This window comes from Curtobacterium sp. PhB25 (assembly GCF_004365375.1).
GTDB lineage: Bacteria > Actinomycetota > Actinomycetes > Actinomycetales > Microbacteriaceae > Curtobacterium.
Window position 1 is genome coordinate 247,321 of sequence record NZ_SODR01000001.1, and the last position, 19,615, is coordinate 266,935.

General features: G+C 70.9%; 18 protein-coding genes and 2 tRNA genes. 12 read left to right on the forward strand and 8 right to left on the reverse strand.

What is annotated here, in order from left to right:
- The first annotated feature begins 92 nt into the window (after positions 1-92).
- From EDF51_RS01090 to EDF51_RS01100, 3 genes are all read left to right on the forward strand, one after another.
- The gene (locus tag EDF51_RS01090) at positions 93-1,022 is read left to right on the forward strand and encodes an ATP-binding cassette domain-containing protein (RefSeq protein WP_134193570.1); all 930 of its coding nucleotides are present in this window, start codon (positions 93-95) and stop codon (positions 1,020-1,022) included.
- Positions 1,019-2,020 (forward strand): D-isomer specific 2-hydroxyacid dehydrogenase family protein, encoded by a 1,002-nt coding sequence (locus EDF51_RS01095; RefSeq protein WP_243837056.1) that lies wholly within the window; start codon positions 1,019-1,021, stop codon positions 2,018-2,020. The genes EDF51_RS01090 and EDF51_RS01095 overlap by 4 nt, the downstream gene beginning before the upstream one ends.
- A gap of 126 nt (positions 2,021-2,146) precedes the next feature.
- A tRNA-Asn gene (locus EDF51_RS01100) sits at positions 2,147-2,219 on the forward strand.
- An 82-nt stretch (positions 2,220-2,301) separates the two neighbouring features.
- On the opposite strand, the gene EDF51_RS01105 is transcribed toward EDF51_RS01100, so the two are convergent.
- Positions 2,302-3,720: a hypothetical protein gene (locus tag EDF51_RS01105; protein WP_134193572.1), complete on the reverse strand. Its 1,419-nt coding sequence runs from the start codon at positions 3,718-3,720 to the stop codon at positions 2,302-2,304.
- Positions 3,721-3,861: 141 nt separating this feature from the next.
- Between EDF51_RS01105 and EDF51_RS01110 the strand changes: the two genes are divergently transcribed.
- On the forward strand, positions 3,862-4,350 hold the full coding sequence (locus tag EDF51_RS01110) for a hypothetical protein (protein ID WP_134193574.1): 489 nt from the start codon (positions 3,862-3,864) through the stop codon (positions 4,348-4,350).
- A 59-nt stretch (positions 4,351-4,409) separates the two neighbouring features.
- Here the strand turns inward: EDF51_RS01110 and def are convergent, their stop codons facing one another.
- Positions 4,410-4,985, reverse strand: coding sequence for a peptide deformylase (gene def, locus EDF51_RS01115; protein WP_134193575.1), 576 nt, complete (start codon positions 4,983-4,985; stop codon positions 4,410-4,412).
- A 39-nt stretch (positions 4,986-5,024) separates the two neighbouring features.
- Between def and EDF51_RS01120 the strand changes: the two genes are divergently transcribed.
- The 6 genes from EDF51_RS01120 (at position 5,025) to EDF51_RS01145 (ending at position 10,011) form a co-directional block, all read left to right on the forward strand.
- Entirely contained in the window at positions 5,025-5,936 is a 912-nt protein-coding gene (locus EDF51_RS01120) for a DMT family transporter (RefSeq protein ID WP_181437562.1), read from the forward strand.
- Between the two features lie 148 nt (positions 5,937-6,084).
- Positions 6,085-7,296, forward strand: a complete 1,212-nt coding sequence (locus EDF51_RS01125) for a glycosyltransferase (RefSeq protein WP_134193577.1) — start codon at positions 6,085-6,087, stop codon at positions 7,294-7,296.
- Positions 7,297-7,306: 10 nt separating this feature from the next.
- Positions 7,307-7,381: transfer RNA gene (locus EDF51_RS01130), tRNA-Ile, on the forward strand.
- Positions 7,382-7,388: 7 nt separating this feature from the next.
- A complete protein-coding gene (locus tag EDF51_RS01135) occupies positions 7,389-8,513 on the forward strand; it encodes an AI-2E family transporter (protein WP_208321808.1) in 1,125 nt (374 codons plus the stop codon).
- On the forward strand, positions 8,510-9,340 hold the full coding sequence (locus EDF51_RS01140) for a DUF1684 domain-containing protein (RefSeq protein WP_134193579.1): 831 nt from the start codon (positions 8,510-8,512) through the stop codon (positions 9,338-9,340). Before EDF51_RS01135 ends, EDF51_RS01140 begins: the two co-directional genes overlap by 4 nt.
- Before the next feature lie 170 nt (positions 9,341-9,510).
- Positions 9,511-10,011, forward strand: coding sequence for a DUF3145 domain-containing protein (locus EDF51_RS01145; protein WP_235035923.1), 501 nt, complete (start codon positions 9,511-9,513; stop codon positions 10,009-10,011).
- Positions 10,012-10,098: 87 nt separating this feature from the next.
- On the opposite strand, the gene EDF51_RS01150 is transcribed toward EDF51_RS01145, so the two are convergent.
- From EDF51_RS01150 to aceE, 6 genes are all read right to left on the reverse strand, one after another.
- A complete protein-coding gene (locus EDF51_RS01150; protein ID WP_123292578.1) occupies positions 10,099-11,343 on the reverse strand; it encodes a beta-ketoacyl-[acyl-carrier-protein] synthase family protein in 1,245 nt (414 codons plus the stop codon).
- 83 nt (positions 11,344-11,426) lie between these two features.
- On the reverse strand, positions 11,427-11,675 hold the full coding sequence (locus EDF51_RS01155; RefSeq protein WP_017886710.1) for an acyl carrier protein: 249 nt from the start codon (positions 11,673-11,675) through the stop codon (positions 11,427-11,429).
- Positions 11,676-11,795: 120 nt separating this feature from the next.
- A complete protein-coding gene (locus EDF51_RS01160) occupies positions 11,796-12,800 on the reverse strand; it encodes a beta-ketoacyl-ACP synthase III (protein WP_123938256.1) in 1,005 nt (334 codons plus the stop codon).
- A complete protein-coding gene (locus EDF51_RS01165) occupies positions 12,797-13,738 on the reverse strand; it encodes an ACP S-malonyltransferase (RefSeq protein WP_134193581.1) in 942 nt (313 codons plus the stop codon). Before EDF51_RS01165 ends, EDF51_RS01160 begins: the two co-directional genes overlap by 4 nt.
- A gap of 78 nt (positions 13,739-13,816) precedes the next feature.
- Positions 13,817-15,031, reverse strand: coding sequence for a helix-turn-helix domain-containing protein (locus EDF51_RS01170; RefSeq protein WP_111085717.1), 1,215 nt, complete (start codon positions 15,029-15,031; stop codon positions 13,817-13,819).
- A gap of 37 nt (positions 15,032-15,068) precedes the next feature.
- The gene (gene aceE, locus EDF51_RS01175) at positions 15,069-17,813 is read right to left on the reverse strand and encodes a pyruvate dehydrogenase (acetyl-transferring), homodimeric type (protein ID WP_123292581.1); all 2,745 of its coding nucleotides are present in this window, start codon (positions 17,811-17,813) and stop codon (positions 15,069-15,071) included.
- 241 nt (positions 17,814-18,054) lie between these two features.
- Between aceE and EDF51_RS01180 the strand changes: the two genes are divergently transcribed.
- Both EDF51_RS01180 and EDF51_RS01185 read left to right on the forward strand, forming a co-directional pair.
- Positions 18,055-18,543, forward strand: coding sequence for a peroxiredoxin (locus EDF51_RS01180; RefSeq protein WP_111085695.1), 489 nt, complete (start codon positions 18,055-18,057; stop codon positions 18,541-18,543).
- Positions 18,544-18,596: 53 nt separating this feature from the next.
- The gene (locus EDF51_RS01185) at positions 18,597-19,523 is read left to right on the forward strand and encodes an alpha/beta hydrolase (RefSeq protein ID WP_166673471.1); all 927 of its coding nucleotides are present in this window, start codon (positions 18,597-18,599) and stop codon (positions 19,521-19,523) included.
- Positions 19,524-19,615 lie beyond the last annotated feature (92 nt).

The following is a 19,615-nucleotide window of genomic DNA, read 5'->3' on the forward strand; positions in this document are numbered from 1 at the left end:
CTGGACGGTCGCCTCCACAGCTGTACGCACGACGGTCCTGCCAGCGCGGTCCGTCGCGAACCGCCGCCAGGGGGCGGCGTGGAAGGGGACCCATGATCGCGGTCAACGGACCGGCGGTCGTCGCGGACGACGTGTCGATCGAGTACCGGGGCGGACGGGGGTCCGAGTCGATCCGAGCGGTCGACGGGGTCAGCCTGACGGTGCGGCAGGGCGAGATCCTCGCACTGCTCGGTGAGTCGGGGTCGGGCAAGTCGACCTTCGCCGCCGCGATCGCGGGGCAGCTCGGGTCGCACGGCGAGGGTGACGGTGCGCTGCGCCGGCACATCGTCGGGGGCGAACTGACCGTCCTCGGCCAGAAGACCCGCGGGCTGCGCGGCTCGTCCCGCAAGCTCGAGCGGCTGAGCGGCCGGATCGGCTACCTGCCGCAGGACGGCGCCGACCGGCTCAGCCCGGACCTGACCGTCGGCGAGGCCATCGCCGAACCCATCTACCAGCGCGACCGCCGCTTCGACCGCAAGGAAGCGGGCATGATCGTCGCGCGCCTGGTCGACGCCGTGCACCTGCCGCTCGGCGTGATGCGGCTGAACACCTGGGAGCTCTCCAGCGGGCAGCGGCAGCGTGTCGCCCTGGCGCGGGCCCTCGTGCTCGAACCCCAGCTCCTGGTCGCCGACGAACCCGCCCGCGGCGTCGACGTGCTCGTGCGCCAGTCGGTGCTCGAGGCCCTGGCGACCCTGCAGCGCAACCGGCAGTTCTCCGCCATCGTGGTGTCCAGCGACCTGCGTGAAGCCGGAGCCCTGGCCGACCGCGTCGCCGTGATGGCCGATGCCCGGCTGGTCGGCCTCGGCACCTTCGACGAGGTCCTCGACAACCCCGTCGACCCCTACGTCAAGACCCTGGCCGCGACCGCGGCCCGCGGCGTGAAGCGTCGCCCGGCACCCACCGCCCCGCGCCGCTCGACGGCGCCACGCCGATCGGTCGCCGCCGGCACCGGCCCCCGCACGGACCGACAGGAGAACCCGTGAGCACCGCCACCCGAGGCCACCGTGCCGTCGTCCCCACCTCCGGCGCCCCGCTGCCGATCGACGCACCGCAGTCCGGCCCCGTCGCCGTGCTGCCGGAGTCGACCGACCTGCACGTCACCGCGGTGACCGAGGCCGGCGGGACCGTCGCGCCGCTCGACGCGGACACCCGTGGGCTCGTCTGGCTGGACCCCCGCGACCCGTCCGGCCTGGCGGACGCGCTCGACGCCGCACCGGGGATCGGCTGGGTGCAGCTGCCGTTCGCCGGGGTCGACGCCTTCGCGCACCTCATCCAGGAGCACGGCGACCGCGTGCTGTTCACCTCGGCGAAGGGCGCGTACGCGGAGCCCGTCGCCGAGCACGCCCTGGCGCTGACGCTCGGCACGCTGCGGGTCCTGCAGAAGCGTGCCCGTGCACACTCGTGGGCCACCGAGCCCGAGGGCGTGTCGCTCTACGGCCGGAACGTCGTCGTCATCGGCGCCGGCGGGATCGCGCTCGAGTACATCCGCCTGCTCGCCCCGTTCGACGTCGACGTCACCGTGGTGCGTCGCTCGGCCGACCCGGTGGACGGTGCATCGCGCACCGTCACCACCGACCGGCTCGACGAGGTCCTGCCCGACGCCGACGTCGTGATGATCGCAGCGGCCATGACCTCGGGCACCGCGAAGCTCTTCGGCACGCAGCAGTTCGCGATCATGAAGCCGTCCGCCCGGCTCGTCAACATCGCTCGCGGGGGACTCGTCGACACCGACGCCCTGGTCGACGCCCTGCGCACCGGTGCGATCGCCGCGGCGGGACTCGACGTGACCGACCCCGAGCCGTTGCCCGACGGCCACCCGCTGTGGTCCGAGCCCGGCGCGGTCATCACGCCGCACCAGGCCGACACCCCGGAGATGGTCGCGCCGCTGCTCGCCGAGCGGGTGCGACTCAACACCACGGCGTTCCTCGACGGCAGCGGCGAGGGCTTCGTCGGCGTCGTCGACCCGGTCGCCGGGTACTGAGGAGCAGCGCTGCACCGGGAGCCACAGCGCGGCGCGCCCGGGCGGCGTGTCCGATGCGGTGAGGGGCCCTGGGGTGCTGCTATGCTGTTACCCGTTGTTCGCACGACATTCGCCAGCGGACAGTGATCCTCGATAGCTCAATTGGCAGAGCAGCCGGCTGTTAACCGGCAGGTTGTTGGTTCGAGTCCAACTCGGGGAGCGTCTGGCCCGGATCCTCACGGATCCGGGCCTTTTGCGTTTCCGACACGGTGCCCACGGCCGCCCGTCGTGCGGGCGGCCGGTCAGGACGCGGGAGTGCTCGGCTCGATGTGCAGGGTGCCGTCGCGGTTGTTGTCGTTGATCGTGCCGGTCTTCGGCAAGTAGACCTCGAGGTAGTCGAGCCTGAAGTGGTCGAGCTGATCGGCGTACTCGGACAGGAACTCCGTGACCTGGTGGGGCATGGCCCGACGGTCGTCGTGGCCGACCACGATCGCGTCGAACGGTCCGTACTGCGGCTTCTGCGTGCCCCGGTCGGGCAGGTAGATCCGCCAGGTGTTCGCACTGAAGCGGGCGAACAGCACGCCTTCGGAGTCCTTGCCGCGCACATGGAGGGCGTCGGAGAGCAGGGCGATGCCGCTCGGGCGGGACTGCGCCACCGCGACCCCGAGCCGCACGGCCGGCACGAGCAGGCAGGCGACGAGGACGGCCGCCGCGATGCGTCCGACGGGTGGCCGCACCGATGCCAGTCGGCCGTACCCGATGGCGGAGAGGGCGATGATCAGCGGCATCCAGGCGTCGTAGTAGTAGGGGAGCGAGACGTTCGCGACGATGACGTAGAACACGAGGAAGACGCCGAGGGCGATGCCGAGGTACGCGACGAGACGGTCCGGCCGGATCACCAGGGCGCAGACGACGCCGATCGCGAGCAGCACCAGGAGGAACCAGCCGACGCCGGACACCAGGAACGCGAAGTTAGCCCACCACGGCGCCTGGGGGTAGATCGTGCCGAGGATCGTCGTCGGGTGCCCGTGCGCGTTCTGCTGCGCCTGGAACTTCAGCATGTGTCCGATGGCGGTGAAGAGCCCCACCGGCAGGTACAGGATCACGAAGACCACCACGAACGCGACGCCGCCGTACAGTGCGCCCACGCCCAGGTCGCGCCAACGACGGAACAGCACCGGCAGGGCGCCGATCGCGAGCACGAGCACGGCGGTCGAGACCTTGGACGTCACGGACATCGCGAGCAGCGCTCCTGCTGCGGCGATCCACCACCGGTTGCCGGTGCGCATCCAGGTCCAGGCGGCGGCCAGCGAGGCGATCGCGAAGAAGACCATGAGGGGCTCGAGCATCGCGAAGCGGTCGATCCGCGCACCGATCACCGAACCCGCCTCGGCCCACGTCGCGCCGGACCCGCGCGGCGTCAGCCACCACGCGCCGGCGGCGAGGAGTCCCGTCCAGAAGCCGACCTCGCGGCGCAACCAGACGAACAGGATCACGCCGGTGCCGAGCATCGCGGCCGCGGCGACCAGGCGGGGCCCGAGCGGCCCCTGTCCGACGACGAGCTGCGCGATGCCGTACAGGTACTTCGCCGTCGGCGGGTGCTCGAGGTTGAGCGAGAAGCTGCCGTGCACGTACGCCCAGCTCGCCCGGAGGTAGACGAACTCGTCGTTGACGATGGTCGGGCGGCCGAGGTGCCAGAAGGCGACGAACAGGGCGGCCACGGCGACGACCACGAGGGCGGCGACGCGGACGGGGCGGGAATGCAGGCGGGGGATGAGGACCTCCAGGGCGGGGCGTGCCCGACCATCATCGCAGGAGCGACCGTGCGGGTCCTGCCGGGCAGTTGCTGTTAGCGTTCACAGGTGCACCGATCCCGTCCGCCCCGCGCCGCGCTCCTCGGCGTGCTGCTCGCGGCGGTCATCGCGCCCGTACTCGTCGGGTGCAGCGGTGCCGGACCGGACACCGACTCGTCAGAGGAACCCACGAGCTCGGAGACCGGGCTCGGGTCGGGTGCCTCGCCGGTGGTGTTCGCCTTCGTGTGCGACGACGGCGACCGCGAGACCTACACGACGTACTCGGCGGTGTGGGAGGACGAGCGGACCTCGTGCACCGCGAAGCGGCTCACGGGCTCGGTGCCGTCGACGCAGCAGCAGGCCGCCGTCGACGCGACCCGGGGCGACGCCACCCTCGTCGAGCTCGCGAGCGCGTGCGCCGTGACCGGCACGGACCCGTGGACGTCGGCCGTGGCCGACGACGGCGCAGCGCACGTCGCCGCCGGCCTCCTGCAGTACTGCCCGGGGCACCCGGAGACCGACCACCTGCGCGACGCGCTGACGACGTACCGGAGCTGAGCCGGGCCTCCCGGCCGTCAGCCGACCACGGCAGGCGACGCGCGGGCCGGACCGGCCCGTCAGCCCTCGGGGTGGTCGCGACCCGGCAGCCACGACTGGCCGGGGCCGCCCCAGCTGTTCTTGCGGATGGCCTTGGCGACCTGCTTGGCGTAGGGGTGCACCAGGCGGTCGGCGTAGAGCCAGCCGTCCAGGTGGTCGTACTCGTGCTGGAAGATGCGCGCGAGCCAACCGTCGGCCCGGACCTCGAACGGTTCGCCGTGCTCGTCGAACGCCCGGAGCAGCGCGCTGCCGGAGCGTCGGAGCGGGAAGCGCTCGCCCGGCACGGACAGGCAGCCCTCGGACTCGTCGTCCTCGTCGAGCTCGTCGACCGACTCGGGGACCGGCGGGCTGATCCAGAGCACCGGGTTCACGGCGGCAGCGCGGTGCAGTACTTCGTCGTCGTCGGTGTACGAGTACACGAACAGGCGCTTGCCGACGCCGACCTGGGGTCCGGCCAGCCCGACACCCGGGGCGAGGTCCATGGTCTCGAACATGTCGGCGACGAGGGAACGGAGGTCGTCATCGAACTCGGTGACCTCGGCTGCACGCTCGTGCAGGACGGGTTCGCCGGTGATGCGGATCGGGAGAACGGCCATTCACCCAGGTTATCCGGCGGTGGACGGTAGCCTCGACGCGTGACGACGGACCTCCAGCTGCCCGACGCAGTGAACCTGACGCCGTTCCAGGCCCTCATGATCCCCGTCGCGCTCATCGGTGCGGTGTTCCTGTCGCTGGGAGCGCAGTTCCAGAGCCGTGGCGTGCAGCGGGTCGAGGCGCGGCTGGGGCGGCAGTCGAAGGGGCTGAGCGTCCGGCACGTCGTCGGGCTGGTGTCGAGCGGCTACTGGGTGCTCGGCACGCTGATGCTCGGCATCGCGGTCGTGCTGCAGCTCATCAGCATCACGTACGCGCCGCTGATCGTCGTGCAGCCGCTCGGGGCGGTCGCGCTCGTGATCACCACGTGGTTCTCCTCCCGGTCGTCGGGCGTGCCGCTGGGCCGTCGGGCGAAGCGTGCGGTGTGGACCTGCATCATCGGTGTCGCGATCTTCGTCGGCATCGCGGCGTTCGTCGGCCACGAGAGCGCGATCACCCGTCAGCAGCTGGTGACCGTCCTGATCATCCTGGCCGTGGTGCTCGTGCTGGTGCTGGTGTCGTTCCGACTCGTGGCCAAGCACAAGAGCGCGCTCTACTACATCGTCGGCGCGGGCATCCTCTACGGGTTCGTCGCGACGCTCGCCAAGGTCGTGCTGAACCGGTTCGTGAACGGCACGTTCGACTGGTTGACGGTCCTCGCGATCATCGGGGTGGTCGTCGCAGCGTCGCTCGGAGGGTACTTCGTGCAGAACGCGTACTCGGCCGGTTCGGCGGACCTCGTCATCGCGGGGCTGACCGTGATCGACCCGATCGTCGCCGTCGGGATCGGCGTGGTCGTGCTCGACGAGGCGTCCGGGGCACCGTGGGGTGCGGTCGCCGGGTTCGTGGTCGCGGCCGGCATCGCGATCACCGGGGTGTTCCTGCTCGCCAAGCACCACCCGCAGACCCGCGCCTGACCGCGGGGGCCGCGGGGCGGCGCAGCGCCGTCGCCCCGTCACCCCGCGGGAGCACGGGGTCCTCCGCGCGGCTGACGCGGCCGCGGAACCAGGTGCGGTACCGTCGGCAGTCCGACCAGCAATCGCCCACGAGAGGACGACGCCAGCCGTGTCAGGAGACGTCACCACCGCCACCGCCGAACCGACGGGCGCGACGGGCGGACACCGACCCTTGCGCATCCTGATCGCCGCGGACACCTTCCCGCCGGACGTCAACGGCGCCGCCACCTTCGCCGAACAGCTCGCCGTCGGCCTGGCCGAGCGCGGGCACGAGGTCCACGTCGTGGCCCCGGCCTCGAGCCGCAACTACGGCACCTTCGACGAGGAGCACCAGGGCGTGACCCTCGTCGTGCACCGCCTGAAGTCGTACAAGTGGCCGCTGCACGCCTGGCTCCGTTTCGTGTGGCCGTGGAGCGTCAAGAAGTGGACCGCCCCGATCCTCGACGCCGTGAAGCCCGACGTCCTGCACATCCAGTCGCACGTCGTCATCGGTCGCGGGATCGTCCCCGAGGCGAACGCGCGCGGCATCCGGGTCATCGCGACGAACCACTTCATGCCCGAGAACCTGCTCGAGTACACGCCGTTCGGCAAGTGGACGCTGCCCATCGCGCTGAAGATCGCGTGGAGCGACGCCGCGAAGACCTACCGGCTCGCCGACACCATCACGACGCCGACGAACCTGGCCGCCGACTACCTGCGCAAGGCCATCGCCGGTCAGCGGGTGCTGGCGATCTCGTGCGGGATCGACGCGTCGCGGTACGTCGCGCGCGAGGGCCGTCCGGTCAACAACGACATCGTGTTCGTCGGCCGCGTTGCGCCGGAGAAGAACCTCGACGTGCTGGTCCGGGCCGTGGCGCTGCTGCCCGGTTCGCTCGCGGCGACCCTGACGATCGTCGGCGACGGCGAGATGATCCCGAAGCTGACCGCCCTGGCGAAGGAGCTCGGGCTCGAGGACCGCGTCCGGTTCCTCGGGTTCGTCTCGGACGAGGTCAAGCGCACCGCCCTGACGAACGGCACCGTGTTCACGATGCCCTCCACCGCCGAGCTGCAGAGCATCTCCTCGCTCGAGGCCATGGCGTCCGGGCTGCCGGTCGTCGCCGCCGACTCGATGGCGCTGCCCCACCTGATCGACGGCAACGGGTACCTGTTCGCCCCCGGCGACGAACACGACCTCGCCGCCAAGCTCGAGGCGGTGCTCACGGCGTCGGAAGCGGAGTACACGGCCATGCGGGAGCGCAGTTCGGCCATGATCGAGGCACACGACATCAACCGCACGCTCACGACGTTCGAGGCGCTGTATCGTGGGGAACCGGTGGCCTGACGGTCGTCGAGGGGCGGTAGCCAAGCTGGTCAAGGCAGTCGGCTCATAACCGAACGATTCGCGGGTTCAAGTCCCGCCCGCCCTACGTGCAGATGAAACGCAAGCGCGAGGACGACCACGACGCAGCTGGTCCGACGCCGAACGTCACGTTCCAGGTGAACCGTGGTGGCACCGGCGTGCGCGTCAACGCCTTCCGCATCGGGTTCATGGGTGCCATCGGTGTGCTCGTCGCGCTGCTCGCCGGCACCATCATCGGCGAGCTCAGCACCGTCCTCGTCTACATCGGGGTCGCACTCTTCCTCGCGCTCGGCATCGACCCGCTCGTCTCGTTCCTCGAGCGGTTCATCCCGCGGTGGGCGGCGATCACCGTCGTCGTCGTGGGGGTCCTTGCGGCGTTCGCCGGGGTCGTCTTCGCGGTCGTCCCGATCCTGGTCGAGCAGGCGACGAACCTGATCCAGAACTTCCCCGAGGTCGTCGACGACATCTCGAAGCAGCAGTGGGTGCAGGACCTGTCGAAGCAGTTCGCCGGGTCGTTCGACATCGACCACGCGCTCGAGTCGGTGCAGTCGTTCGTCGAGAACCCGGGCAACCTGCTCAGCGTCGGCGGCGGCATCCTGGCGGTCGGCAGCGGCATCCTGTCGGGGCTCACCGGCGTGCTGATCGTCCTCATCCTGATGCTCTACTTCCTCGCGTCGATGCGGGGCATGAAGCGTGCGGCGTACCGGTTCGTGCCGGCGTCCCGCCGCGAGAACTTCATCGACGTGAGCGAGCAGATCACCCAGGCGGTCGGTCGGTACGTCGTCGGCCAGGTGTCGCAGGCGCTCATCAACGGCATCCTGAGCCTGGTGTTCCTGCTCATCATCGGTGCGCCGCTGCCCGTGCTGCTGGCCTCGTTCGCGTTCCTCGGCTCGCTCATCCCGCTCGTCGGCACCCTCGGCGCCGCGGTCGTCATCTCGTTGCTCTGCCTGTTCGCGTCGCCCGCCACAGCACTCGCCGCGGCGATCTACTACCTCGTCTACATGCAGGTCGAGGCGTACCTCATCTCGCCGCGCATCATGTCGCGTGCCGTGCAGGTGCCCGGGGCCCTCGTGGTCATCGCCGCGGTGGCCGGTGGCACGATCGGCGGCGTGCTCGGTGCCCTGGTCGCGCTGCCCGTCGCCGCGTCGATCATCATCATCGTGCAGAAGGTCATCTACCCGCGGCAGGAGCTGGCGTGACGGACGCCGGCTCCGGCTTCGCCGACCACGTCGCGGAACGCGATCGCTGGGCACGCAGTCACCGTGGCCCCTTGGCCCTCGTGAACGCCCAGCACGTCGACCACCCGCAGCCGGTGTGGCCGGTGCCCGGCACCTGGGCGCCCGCGGTCGGCGGCCTCGCGGTGACGGCCGCCGCCACCGACGCTGTCGTCGTGGACGGCGTCCCGGTCGACGGCACGGTGCTCGTCGCCGGTGACACCGCCGTGGTGCCGTCTGCCGTCGCGTTCCCCGACGGCTTCGCGGGCACGGTGTCCGGCTCGACGCTGCGCGTCTGGGACCCCGCAGCGGAGCCGATCCACCGCTTCGCGCGCATCGCCCGGTTCGACCGGTCCGACGACTGGGTGGGTTCCGGCACGTACGTCCCGCTGGACGCCGGTGCGGGCGACGACCGGGAGGCCCGTGGCAGCGTCCTCGACGCCGCCGGCGACGCCCTGCCGGTCGCCGGGCACATCGAGACGGCCGTCGGCAGCACGACCATGCGGTTCGTCGCGGTCCGGTCCGCGGCGTTCCGGAGTGCTCCGCGGCTGCAGCTCATCGTGCAGGACGCCACGAGCGCCCTCGCCGAGGACGACCCTGGCAGCACCTACTCGATGGGCCGCTTCCTGTACCTCGACGACCCCGGCGCCGCGGGCCCGGTCGAGCTCGACTGGAACCTGCTCGTCCTACCGCCCTGCGCGTTCTCGTACCAGTTCGCCTGCCCGATCCCGCCGGCCGAGAACCGCGTGGCCGTGCCGATCACGGCCGGGGAGCGGCACCCCGTCGACGCTGCGGGCACCGTCCTGCACTGAACCGGACCGCGCTCGGCGGGGTCCTTGCCGTTCCCAGCCGGAACGCTGCATAATGGGCGTGTCCTGTCGGGACATCACAATCGCATACCGAATGGTTCCGTGGCTCGCAGCCGCTCGGATCCTCCGCACCAGGTCGATGGGGAAGTCGCACCTGACGTATCGGAGGAACCGTGAACGGAACGACGACAGGAGTGCTCTACGTGCACTCCTCACCCCGCGCGCTCTGCCCGCACGTCGAATGGGCAGCAGGTCGCGCGATGAACCGCGCCGTGAACTTCTCGTGGCTCGACCAGCCGGCACAGGACGGTGCCCGGCGGACCGAGTTCACCTGGACCGGTGCGGTCGGTGCCGGTGCCGCGATCGCCTCCGCGCTGCGCGGCTGGGAGCACCTGCGCTACGAGGTGACCGAGGAACCGACGACCGAGTCCGACGGTGGCCGCTGGATGCACACGCCTGACCTCGGGGTCTTCTACGCGCAGACCGACGTGACCGGGAACATGGTCATCCCCGAGGACCGCGTCCGCTACGCGATGGAGGTCGCGGGCAGCAACGCGCTCGAACTCCACCGTGAGCTCCGGCTCGCGCTCGGACAGGCCTGGGACGACGAGCTCGAGCCCTTCCGTCACGCGGCCGAGGGCAACCCCGTCGTCTGGCTGCACCGCGTCGGCTGACCCGTCGTCGGGCACTGGACGGTGCCACGGAACGACGGAAGCCCGCCCCGACAACGCGGGACGGGCCTCCTGGCAGGGTGCGACGGATCAGACGCTGCGGAACGCGACCACGGCGTTGTGGCCGCCGAAGCCGAACGAGTTGCTCACCGCGAGGAGGTCGCCGTCGGGCAGCGCGCGCGGCTCGCGCGCGACGTCCATGACGATCTCCGGGTCCTGGTCGTTGAGGTTGATCGTCGGCGGCGCGACGCGGTTGTGCAGCGCGAGGACCGTGAACGCGGCCTCGATCGCACCGGCACCACCGAGCAGGTGCCCCGTGGACGCCTTGGTCGCCGACACGACGATGTCGTCGAGGTGGTCCCCGAAGACGCGACGCATGGCGTGGTACTCGGCGACGTCGCCCACCGGGGTCGAGGTGGCGTGCGCGTTGACGTGCACGACGTCCTCGCGGCTGGCACCGGCGTGGTCGAGGGCCTGCAGGACCGCACGGGCAGCAGCGCTGCCCTCGGGGTCCGGTGCCGTGATGTGGAACGCGTCCGAGGTGATGCCGGCGCCGGCGACCTCGGCGTAGATGGTCGCACCGCGGGCCTCGGCGTGCTCCTTCGACTCGAGGATGAGCGCCGCGGCGCCGTCACCGAGGACGAAGCCGTCACGCGTGACGTCGTACGGGCGGGACGCGGTCTCGGGGGAGTCGTTGCGGCGCGACAGGGCCTGCATCGCCGCGAACGCCGCCAGGGGCAGCGGGTGCAGTGCGGCCTCGGCGCCACCGGTGATGACGATGTCGGCGTCTCCGTCGGCGACGTGGCGGTACGCCTCGGCCAGGGACTCGGTCGACGAGGCACAGGCCGACAGGTAGGTGCGGGCGCCGCCACGGGCGCCGAACTCCATCTCGATGGCGGCGGCCGGACCGTTCGCCATGAGCATCGGGACCGTCATCGGCAGGACCCGACGCGGGCCCTTCTCGCGCAGGGTGTCCCAGGCGTCGAGCAGGGTGTTCACGCCGCCGATGCCGGTCGCCCAGTCGACGATGAGGCGCTCGGGGACGACGGACTCGGCGTCGATGCCGGCGTCGGCCCACGCCTCACGCGCCGCGACGAGCGACAGCTGCGACGAGGGGTCCAGGCGCTTCGACTCGGGGCGGGTGAGCTGGTCGGTGAGGAACCGACGTGCCTGGCCGGCGAACTCCACGGGGAGTTCGAGCTCGGCGTAGCGCGGGTCCTCGATGCGGGTGATGCCGGACTTGCCGGCGAGCAGCGCGTCCCACGTTTCCGGGGCAGTCGCGGCGAGGGGTGAGATCGCACCGATCCCGGTGACGACGACGGTCTTCTTGGTCATGGAACGACGGTTCTTTCGTTGGGGAACAAGATGAGCGCCGCGGCCGACGGTGACCGCTGGCCGCGGCGCTCAGGAAGCTCGTGTCAGGCCTGGGCCTTGACGATGTAGTCGACCGCGTTGCCCACGGTCTTGAGGTTCTTGACCTCTTCGTCCGGGATCTTCACGTCGAACTTCTCCTCGGCGTTGACCACGATGGTCATCATCGAGATGGAGTCGATGTCGAGGTCGTCCGTGAAGGACTTGTCGGCGGCGACGGTGTCGGTGGCGATACCGGTCTCGTCGTTGATCAGCTCGGCCAGGCCGGCGAGGACTTCTTCGTTGGACAGGGCCATGAGTTTCTCCTTGAGGGGGGTGTCGTTTGACCGTGGACCAGCCTAGGGCACGCAGCGTGCTCGCGCCCGGAGACTCGTCGGGGTGGTCGCTGGTCGCGCGGGATGCGCGGCCGGGTGGGATCAGGGCAGGACGACGACCTGGGCGCCGAACACGAGCCCGGCACCGAAGCCGATCTGCAGGGCGAGCCCGCCGGACAGCTCGGGGTGTTCCTCGAGCAGGCGGTGGGTGGCGAGCGGGATGCTCGCGGCGGAGGTGTTGCCGGTGGTGGTGATGTCACGGGCGATCGTGACCGACTCGGGCAGGCCGAGCTGCTTCGCGAACTCGTCGATGATGCGGATGTTCGCCTGGTGCGGCACGAACGCCGCGAGGTCCTCCGGTCGGACACCGGCGGTCTCGAGGGCTTCGCGGGCGACCTTCACCATCTCCCACACGGCCCAGCGGAAGACCGTCTGACCCGCCTGGCGCATGGTCGGGCGGGGCGCGCCGGCTTCCCACTCGTTGTAGGTCGCCGTCATGCCGATGGCGTCCCACTTCGAGCCGTCCGAGCCCCAGATGGTCGGGGCGATCCCGGGGAAGTCGCTCGGGCCGACGACGGCCGCGCCGGCACCGTCACCGAGCAGGAACGAGATCGAGCGGTCGGTCGGGTCGACGACGTCGCTGAGCTTCTCGGCACCGACGACCAGGACGTGGTCGGCGAGGCCGGACTTGATGAACGAGTCGGCCTGGGCGATGCCGTAGGCGTACCCGGCGCACGCGGCGCTGATGTCGTACGCGGCGGCGGGCGTCGCGCCGATCCGCTCGGCGAGCAGCGACGCCATCGACGGGGTCGCGACGGTGTGCGTCACGGTGCTGACCAGCACGACACCGATCTGGTCGGGGGACAGGCCGGCCTTCTCGATCGCCTCGCGCGCGGCGGCCTCGGCGAGGTCGACGGCCTCGACGTCCTTGCCGGCACGCTTGCGCGTGATGATCCCGGTGCGCTGGCGGATCCACTCGTCGGACGAGTCGATCGGGCCGACCAGGTCGTCGTTCGGCACGACGTTCTCGCCGCGGGCGGCGCCGAAGGCCAGGATCCGGGTGAACTCGTGGCCGCGGCGCTGGGAGAGTGCGGGACGTTCGGTCATGCGGTGGCGTCTGCTTCCTGGTCCGCGCGCTGCAGCAGGTCGATCGCTGCGGGCAGGTCCTCGGGGGTCTTGATGGCGACGGACGGCGTGCCGCGCAGGCCGCGCTTGGCGAGCCCGACCAGGGCGCCGGCCGGCGCGAGCTCGATGATGCCGGTGACGCCGGCGGCCCCGAACGACTCCATCACGGCGTCCCAGTGCACGGGGCTCGCGATCTGCTGGACCATCAGGTCGACGAACCGGCGACCGTCGTCGACCCGTGAACCGTCGGCGTTGGTCCAGATCGGCAGGGTCGGGTCGTGCACCGTGGCGGCCGCGGCGACCGGGGCCACGCGCTCGACCGCTGGGGCCATGAAGTGGGTGTGGAACGCACCGGCGACCGCGAGCGGGATCACGCGGGCCTTGGCGGGCGGGTCCGCGACGAGCGCGGCGATGCCGGCGGCCGTGCCGGCGACGACGGTCTGGCCGCCGCCGTTGTGGTTCGCGGGGACGAGCCCGTGGGACTGCAGTGCTGCGGCGACCGCGTCGGCGTCGCCACCGAGCACGGCGGCCATCGAGGTCGCTTCGAGGGCAGCGGCGTCCGCCATGGCCCGGCCGCGCTCGGCGACGAGCGACACGGCGTCGGTCGGCTCGAGGACCCCGGCGACCGCGGCGGCGGTGAACTCGCCGACCGAGTGCCCGGCGACCCCGCCGACGAGCGCGCGGCGGCCGTCGGCCAGCAGCGCGTCGGCGGTCACGAGACCGGCGGCGACGATGAGGGGCTGCGCGAGTGCGGTGTCCTTGATGGTGTCGGCGTCCGACGTGGTGCCGTGTGCGGCGAGGTCCACCCCGATCGACTCGGACCACTGCCCGACACGTTCACGAACGGCGGCGTCCTCGAGCCAGGGGGCGAGGAAGCCGGGGGTCTGGGAGCCCTGTCCGGGCGCGACGACGACGATCACCGGACAATCCTGTCGCTCATGCACCGCGGGGCCCGTGTGGGCTTCCCACACGAAACCCCGCGTGACATTGTCGGTTCCCTACCGGCGTGGGGTGATCCGGCGACGACCCGTGGCCGATTCGGACATCGCGCCGAGGATCAGGGCCGACTGCACGATCAGGGCGTCCCGAGCGTGCGTGGCGTCCCACCCGATGATGTCCGCGACGCGGCGCAGGCGGTAGCGGACGGTGTTCGGGTGCACGAAGAGCTCGCGCGCCGTCGCCTCGAGCGACCGACCGGTGTCCAGGTAGCACCACAGGGTCTGCAGGAGTTCGGTGGACTGGTCCTTGAGCGGCACGTAGATGCGCTGCACCAGGGCGGACCGGGCGAGCGGGTCGCCGGCCAGGGCGCGTTCGGGCAGCAGGTCGTCGGCCAGCGCCGGACGGGGGACCCCGCGCCATGCCCGCGCGACGGCGAACCCGGCGAGGGCTGCCTTCGCGCTGGTCGAGGCGTCGACGACCCCGGGGACCTCGTTGCCGAGCACCAGGTGGCCCTCGCCGAACAGCGGCTCGAGCGCCTGCGCGATGGCCGTGAACGAGACCGGGTCCTCGCCCTCGGGTACGTCGTCCCGCGGGGTCGAGCGCCCGATCACCACGACGAGGCGCGAGCCCTGCACGCCGACGAGCACGTCGGCGTCCATGTGCCGGGCAGTGCGGCGGACCTGGTCGACCTCGAGCTGCTTCGGTGCCGTGCCGACGAGCACCGCGACCTCGCCGTGCCCGTGCCACCCGAGGGCGGCGATGCGGGACGGCAGCTCGTCGTCGTACTCGCCCGACAGGATCGAGTCGACCACGAGTGCCTCGAGCCGGGCGTCCCACAGCCCGCGGGCCTCGGCAGCACGGGCGTAGACGTCGGCCGCCGCGAAGGCGATGTCGCGGGAGTACTTGAGGATGGCCTCCTGCAGCATCTCGTCGTCGGCGGCGCGCTCCTCGACCACCGTGACGACCACGCGGATGAGCTGCAGGGTCTGCTGCAGGCTCACCGAGCGCAGCAGCTCACGCGGGGCCGAACCGAAGACGTCGGCCGCGGCGATCCACGGTGTCGACGCGGTGCCCTCGAGCCAGCTGATGAACGAGGTGATGCCCGCCTGGGCAACGAGGCCCACGGCGGAGCGGCGCCCCGGCGGCATCTCGCTGTACCAGGGAAGGGTGTCCTCGAGGCGCTTGATCGTGGCGGTGGAGAGTTCTCCGGACACCTGACGGAGCCAGGAGAGCGCCCGCTCGCGCGCGCTCTCCTGGCTCTGGGCCTTCGACAGGCCCTCGGTGTCCGGCTGGACGGGCGTCACCTGCTGATCAGCTCTCGCCGCCCGCGCTGCCCGTGGTGCCGGCGGTCACGTCGTGCAGGCGGTACTTGTCGATCGCCTGCTGGACGAGTGCGCCGTCGACCTTGCCCTGGCGGGCGAGCTGCTGCAGCGTCCGCACGACGACCGAGGGGCCGTCGATGTGGAAGAAGCGACGAGCGGCCGGACGGGTGTCCGAGAAGCCGAAGCCGTCGGCGCCGAGCGTGGCGTAGTCGGTCGGCACGAACGGGCGGATCTGCTCCTGCACCTGGTGCATGAAGTCGCTGACGGCGACGACCGGCCCTTCGGTGGCGAGCAGACGCTCGGTGACGTACGGCGTGCGCGGCGACTCGTTCGGGTTGAGGAACGCGTGCTGCTCCGCGTCGAGACCGTCGCGGTACAGCTCACCCCAGCTCGTGACGCTCCAGACGTCGGCGGAGACGCCCCAGTCCTCGGCGAGGAGCTGCTGCGCCTCGAGGATCCACGGCACGGCCACACCGGAAGCGAGCAGCTGGGCCTTCGGGCCGTCGTGCTCGCTCGGCTTGAGCAGGTACATGCCCTTGACGATGCCGTCGACGTCGATGCCCTCGGGCTCGGCCGGCTGGACGATCGGCTCGTTGTAGACCGTCAGGTAGTACATGACGTTCGGGTCGCTGTGCTTCGGCGAGCCGTCCTCGTTCGTGCCGTACATCCGGTCGAGGCCGGCCTGCACGATGTGCCCGATCTCGTACCCGTACGCGGGGTCGTACGACACCACGGCCGGGTTCGTCGTCGCGAGGAGCAGCGAGTGGCCGTCGGCGTGCTGCAGCCCCTCGCCCGTCAGCGTCGTGCGACCGGCGGTGGCGCCGATCATGAAGCCACGGGTCATCTGGTCGCCGGCGGCCCAGATGGCGTCACCCGTGCGCTGGAACCCGAACATCGAGTAGAAGACGTAGACCGGGATGAGCGGCTCGCCCTGCGTCGAGTACGAGGTGCCCACCGCGGTGAACGCGGCCATGGCCCCGGCCTCGTTGATGCCGACGTGGATGATCTGGCCCTGCGGGCTCTCCTTGTACGCCAGGAGCAGCTCGCGGTCGACCGAGGTGTAGTGCTGGCCGTTCGGGTTGTAGATCTTCGCCGTCGGGAAGTACGCGTCCATGCCGAACGTGCGGGCTTCGTCCGGGATGATCGGCACCACGCGGTTGCCGAAGTCCGGGGAGCGCAGCAGGTCCTTCAGCAGCCGGGCGAACGCCATGGTGGTGGCGATCTCCTGCTTGCCGGAGCCCTTCTTGACGACCTGGTACTTCGCGTCCTCGGGGAGGGTGATCGAGGTGTACTTCGTGCGACGCTCCGGCACGTAGCCGCCGAGCGCCTGACGACGCTCGTGCATGTACTGGATCGCCTCGTCGTCGTTGCCCGGGTGGTAGTACGGCGGCGTGTAGGGGTTCTCCTCCAGCTGCGCGTCGGAGATCGGGATGCGCATCTCGTCGCGGAACTGCTTGAGGTTGTCGAGCGTGAGCTTCTTCATCTGGTGGGTCGCGTTGCGGCCCTCGAAGCTCGGGCCGAGGCCGTAGCCCTTGACCGTCTTCGCCAGGATGACCGTCGGCTGGCCCTTGTGCTCGGTCGCGGCCTTGAACGCGGCGTAGACCTTGCGGTAGTCGTGGCCACCGCGCTTGAGGTTCCAGACCTGGTCGTCGCTGTAGCCCTCGATGAGCTCGAGCGCCTTCGGGTCGCGCCCGAAGAAGTTCTCGCGGACGTACGCGCCGTTCTCGGCCTTGTACGTCTGGTAGTCGCCGTCCGGCGTCTGGTTCATCAGGTTGAGCAGCGCGCCCTCGGTGTCGCGGGCGAGCAGGTCGTCCCACTCACGCCCCCAGACGACCTTGATGACGTTCCAGCCCGCACCGCGGAAGAACGCCTCGAGCTCCTGGATGATCTTGCCGTTGCCGCGCACCGGACCGTCGAGTCGCTGCAGGTTGCAGTTGATCACGAAGTTCAGGTTGTCGAGGCCGTCGTTCGCCGCGACCTGGAGCTGTCCGCGCGACTCGACCTCGTCCATCTCGCCGTCGCCGAGGAACGCCCAGACCTGCTGGTCGGAGGCGTCCTTGATGCCGCGGTTGGTCAGGTACTTGGCCTGCTGCGCCTGGTAGATCGCGTTGATCGGGCCGATGCCCATCGACACGGTCGGGAACTGCCAGAAGTGCGGCATGAGCCGCGGGTGCGGGTACGACGACAGGCCGCCGCCGGCGTGGGACTTCTCCTGACGGAACCCGTCGAGCTGGTCCTCGCCGAGACGCCCTTCCATGTAAGCGCGGGCGTACATCCCGGGGGAGGCGTGGCCCTGGAAGAACACCTGGTCGCCGCCGGACGCGTGGTCCTGCGCGCGGAAGAAGTGGTTGTAGCCGACCTCGTACAGCGCGGCGCTCGACGCGTACGTCGAGATGTGGCCGCCGACGCTGATGCCCGGACGCTGCGCGCGGTGCACCGTGATGGCCGCGTTCCAGCGGATCCACCGGCGGTACCGGCGCTCCAGTTCCTCGTCGCCGGGGAACTCGGGTTCGTTCTCCGGCGCGATGGTGTTCACGTAGTCCGTCGTCGGGACCATCGGCACACCGAGGTGCAGTTCCTTGGACCGCTTGAGCAGGCTCAGCATGATCTCGCGACCGCGCTGGTGTCCGTGGGTCTGGACCAATCCGTCGAGGGACTCACGCCATTCGGCGGTCTCCTGCGGGTCCTGGTCGTTCGCCCCGGTGCTGTACGGGTCCTGGTCGTTCACCGTCACCCTTGACCTCGTTCGTTCTCGTGGTGGTGGACATGGTGGCTCCGGTGGTCGGGTCACGACCGGATGGGGCCCCGTCCACTCTAGGCCCCAGCACCGACGGTGATGCTGATGGTGCGGTGCACGTGGCGGGTGCTTGCATTCGGGTGCGGTCGGCGTAGCATGGCCGATCGTGCACACGCGACCCGCGTGCGCACGGACCCGACGGGTACACCCCACACCCGAGGAAGAAGCACACGTCCCGATGGCTCTCGAGATCGGCTCTCTCGCGCCGGACTTCGAGCTCCCGAACCAGTTCGGTGAGCACGTCCGACTCAGCGACTTCCGCGGCAACCGCCCGGTCGCACTCGTCTTCTTCCCGCTCGCGTTCTCGTCGAACTGCACGAACGAGCTCTGCGCCCTGCAGGACAACGTCGCGATGTTCCAGGACCAGCGCGTCGAGCTCATCGGCATCTCGGTCGACTCCAAGGCGACGCTCCGCTCCTTCGCCGAGCTCAACGGCTACGACTTCGAGCTCCTCGCCGACTTCTGGCCGCACGGTGCGGTCTCGAAGGAGTACGGCGTCTTCCTCGAGCACAAGGGCTTCGCCACCCGCGCGACCTTCGTCATCGACGTGCAGGGCCGCATCAAGGCCTCGATCATCACCGAGCCCGGCCTGCAGCGCGACGTCGCCGAGTACAAGGCCGCGCTCGACCGCCTCGCCGCCTGCACCGCACCCGTCCCGGTCGGCTAGCGTTCCGAATCCCTCCTGCGACGCATCCGCGTCGACAGCGGACAGGAGGCCCGGTGCACGCCATCGACACGGATGCACGTGACCGTGTGGTCACCACCGAGGCCTACGCTCCCTACCCGGTGTCGCCCACGCCCGCCGCGTGGCACCTCCGGCGTACCGAGGTCCTGACGCCCGCCGGACCCGTCGTGGTGCACCACCGCCCGGGTCCCGACCCGCTCCTGCTGCTGCACGGCGTCGCGGGCTCCTGGTCGACGTGGACCCCGCTGCTGACCGCGGCGCACGGCGTCGGTGACCGTGGCCTCGTGCTCGTCGACCTGCCGGGATGGGGATCGTCGCCGGCGCCGAGCGGTGCGTTCGACCTCGACGACGTCGCCGTGTCGCTGGTCACGGTGCTGGATGCGCTCGGGATCACGACGGTGGACGTCGTCGGGCACTCGATGGGGGCCTTCGTCGGCATGCACCTGGCGGTCGTCGCACCCCGGCGCGTGCGCTCCGTCGCCCTGGTGTCCGGCACGACCGTCGCGACCGCGGACGCCGCACGGCACCCGCTCCGAGGGCTCCGGACGCTGCCGTCGTTCACCCTGCTGCGTGCTGGCCTGTCGATCACCGGCGAGGCCGCGCGGCCGATGCTCCGGGCGCTGTCCCGCGTCGGGCTGCTGCCGCTGCTCGCCGCGCCGGTGTTCACGCACGTGCGGCGCCTCGACCGCAGCGTGCTCGACGCCTTCGTCCAGGAACTCCGGCCGACCCGGTTCACCGACGCGGCGCGGACCGCTGCGGGCTACGACCTCGGCCGCTGGCGGGGGATCACCTGCCCGGTCACCGCGATCGCCGGGCGCGACGACGTGTTCGCGCGCGTCTCGGACCTCGAGGCCCTGCGGGAGCTCGTGCCGCAGGTCCGCAAGGTCCTGCTCGACGACTGCGGGCACTTCGCGCACGTCGAGCACCCGGACGCCGTGGCGCGGGAGCTTGCACTCGCCTGACTGCTGCGAGGGCACTGCGACGGCACGGTGCGCTGGCACGGTGCGACAAGGCGGTTGTCGTACGACGTCGACCATGTCGTCTCCGCGCGGCC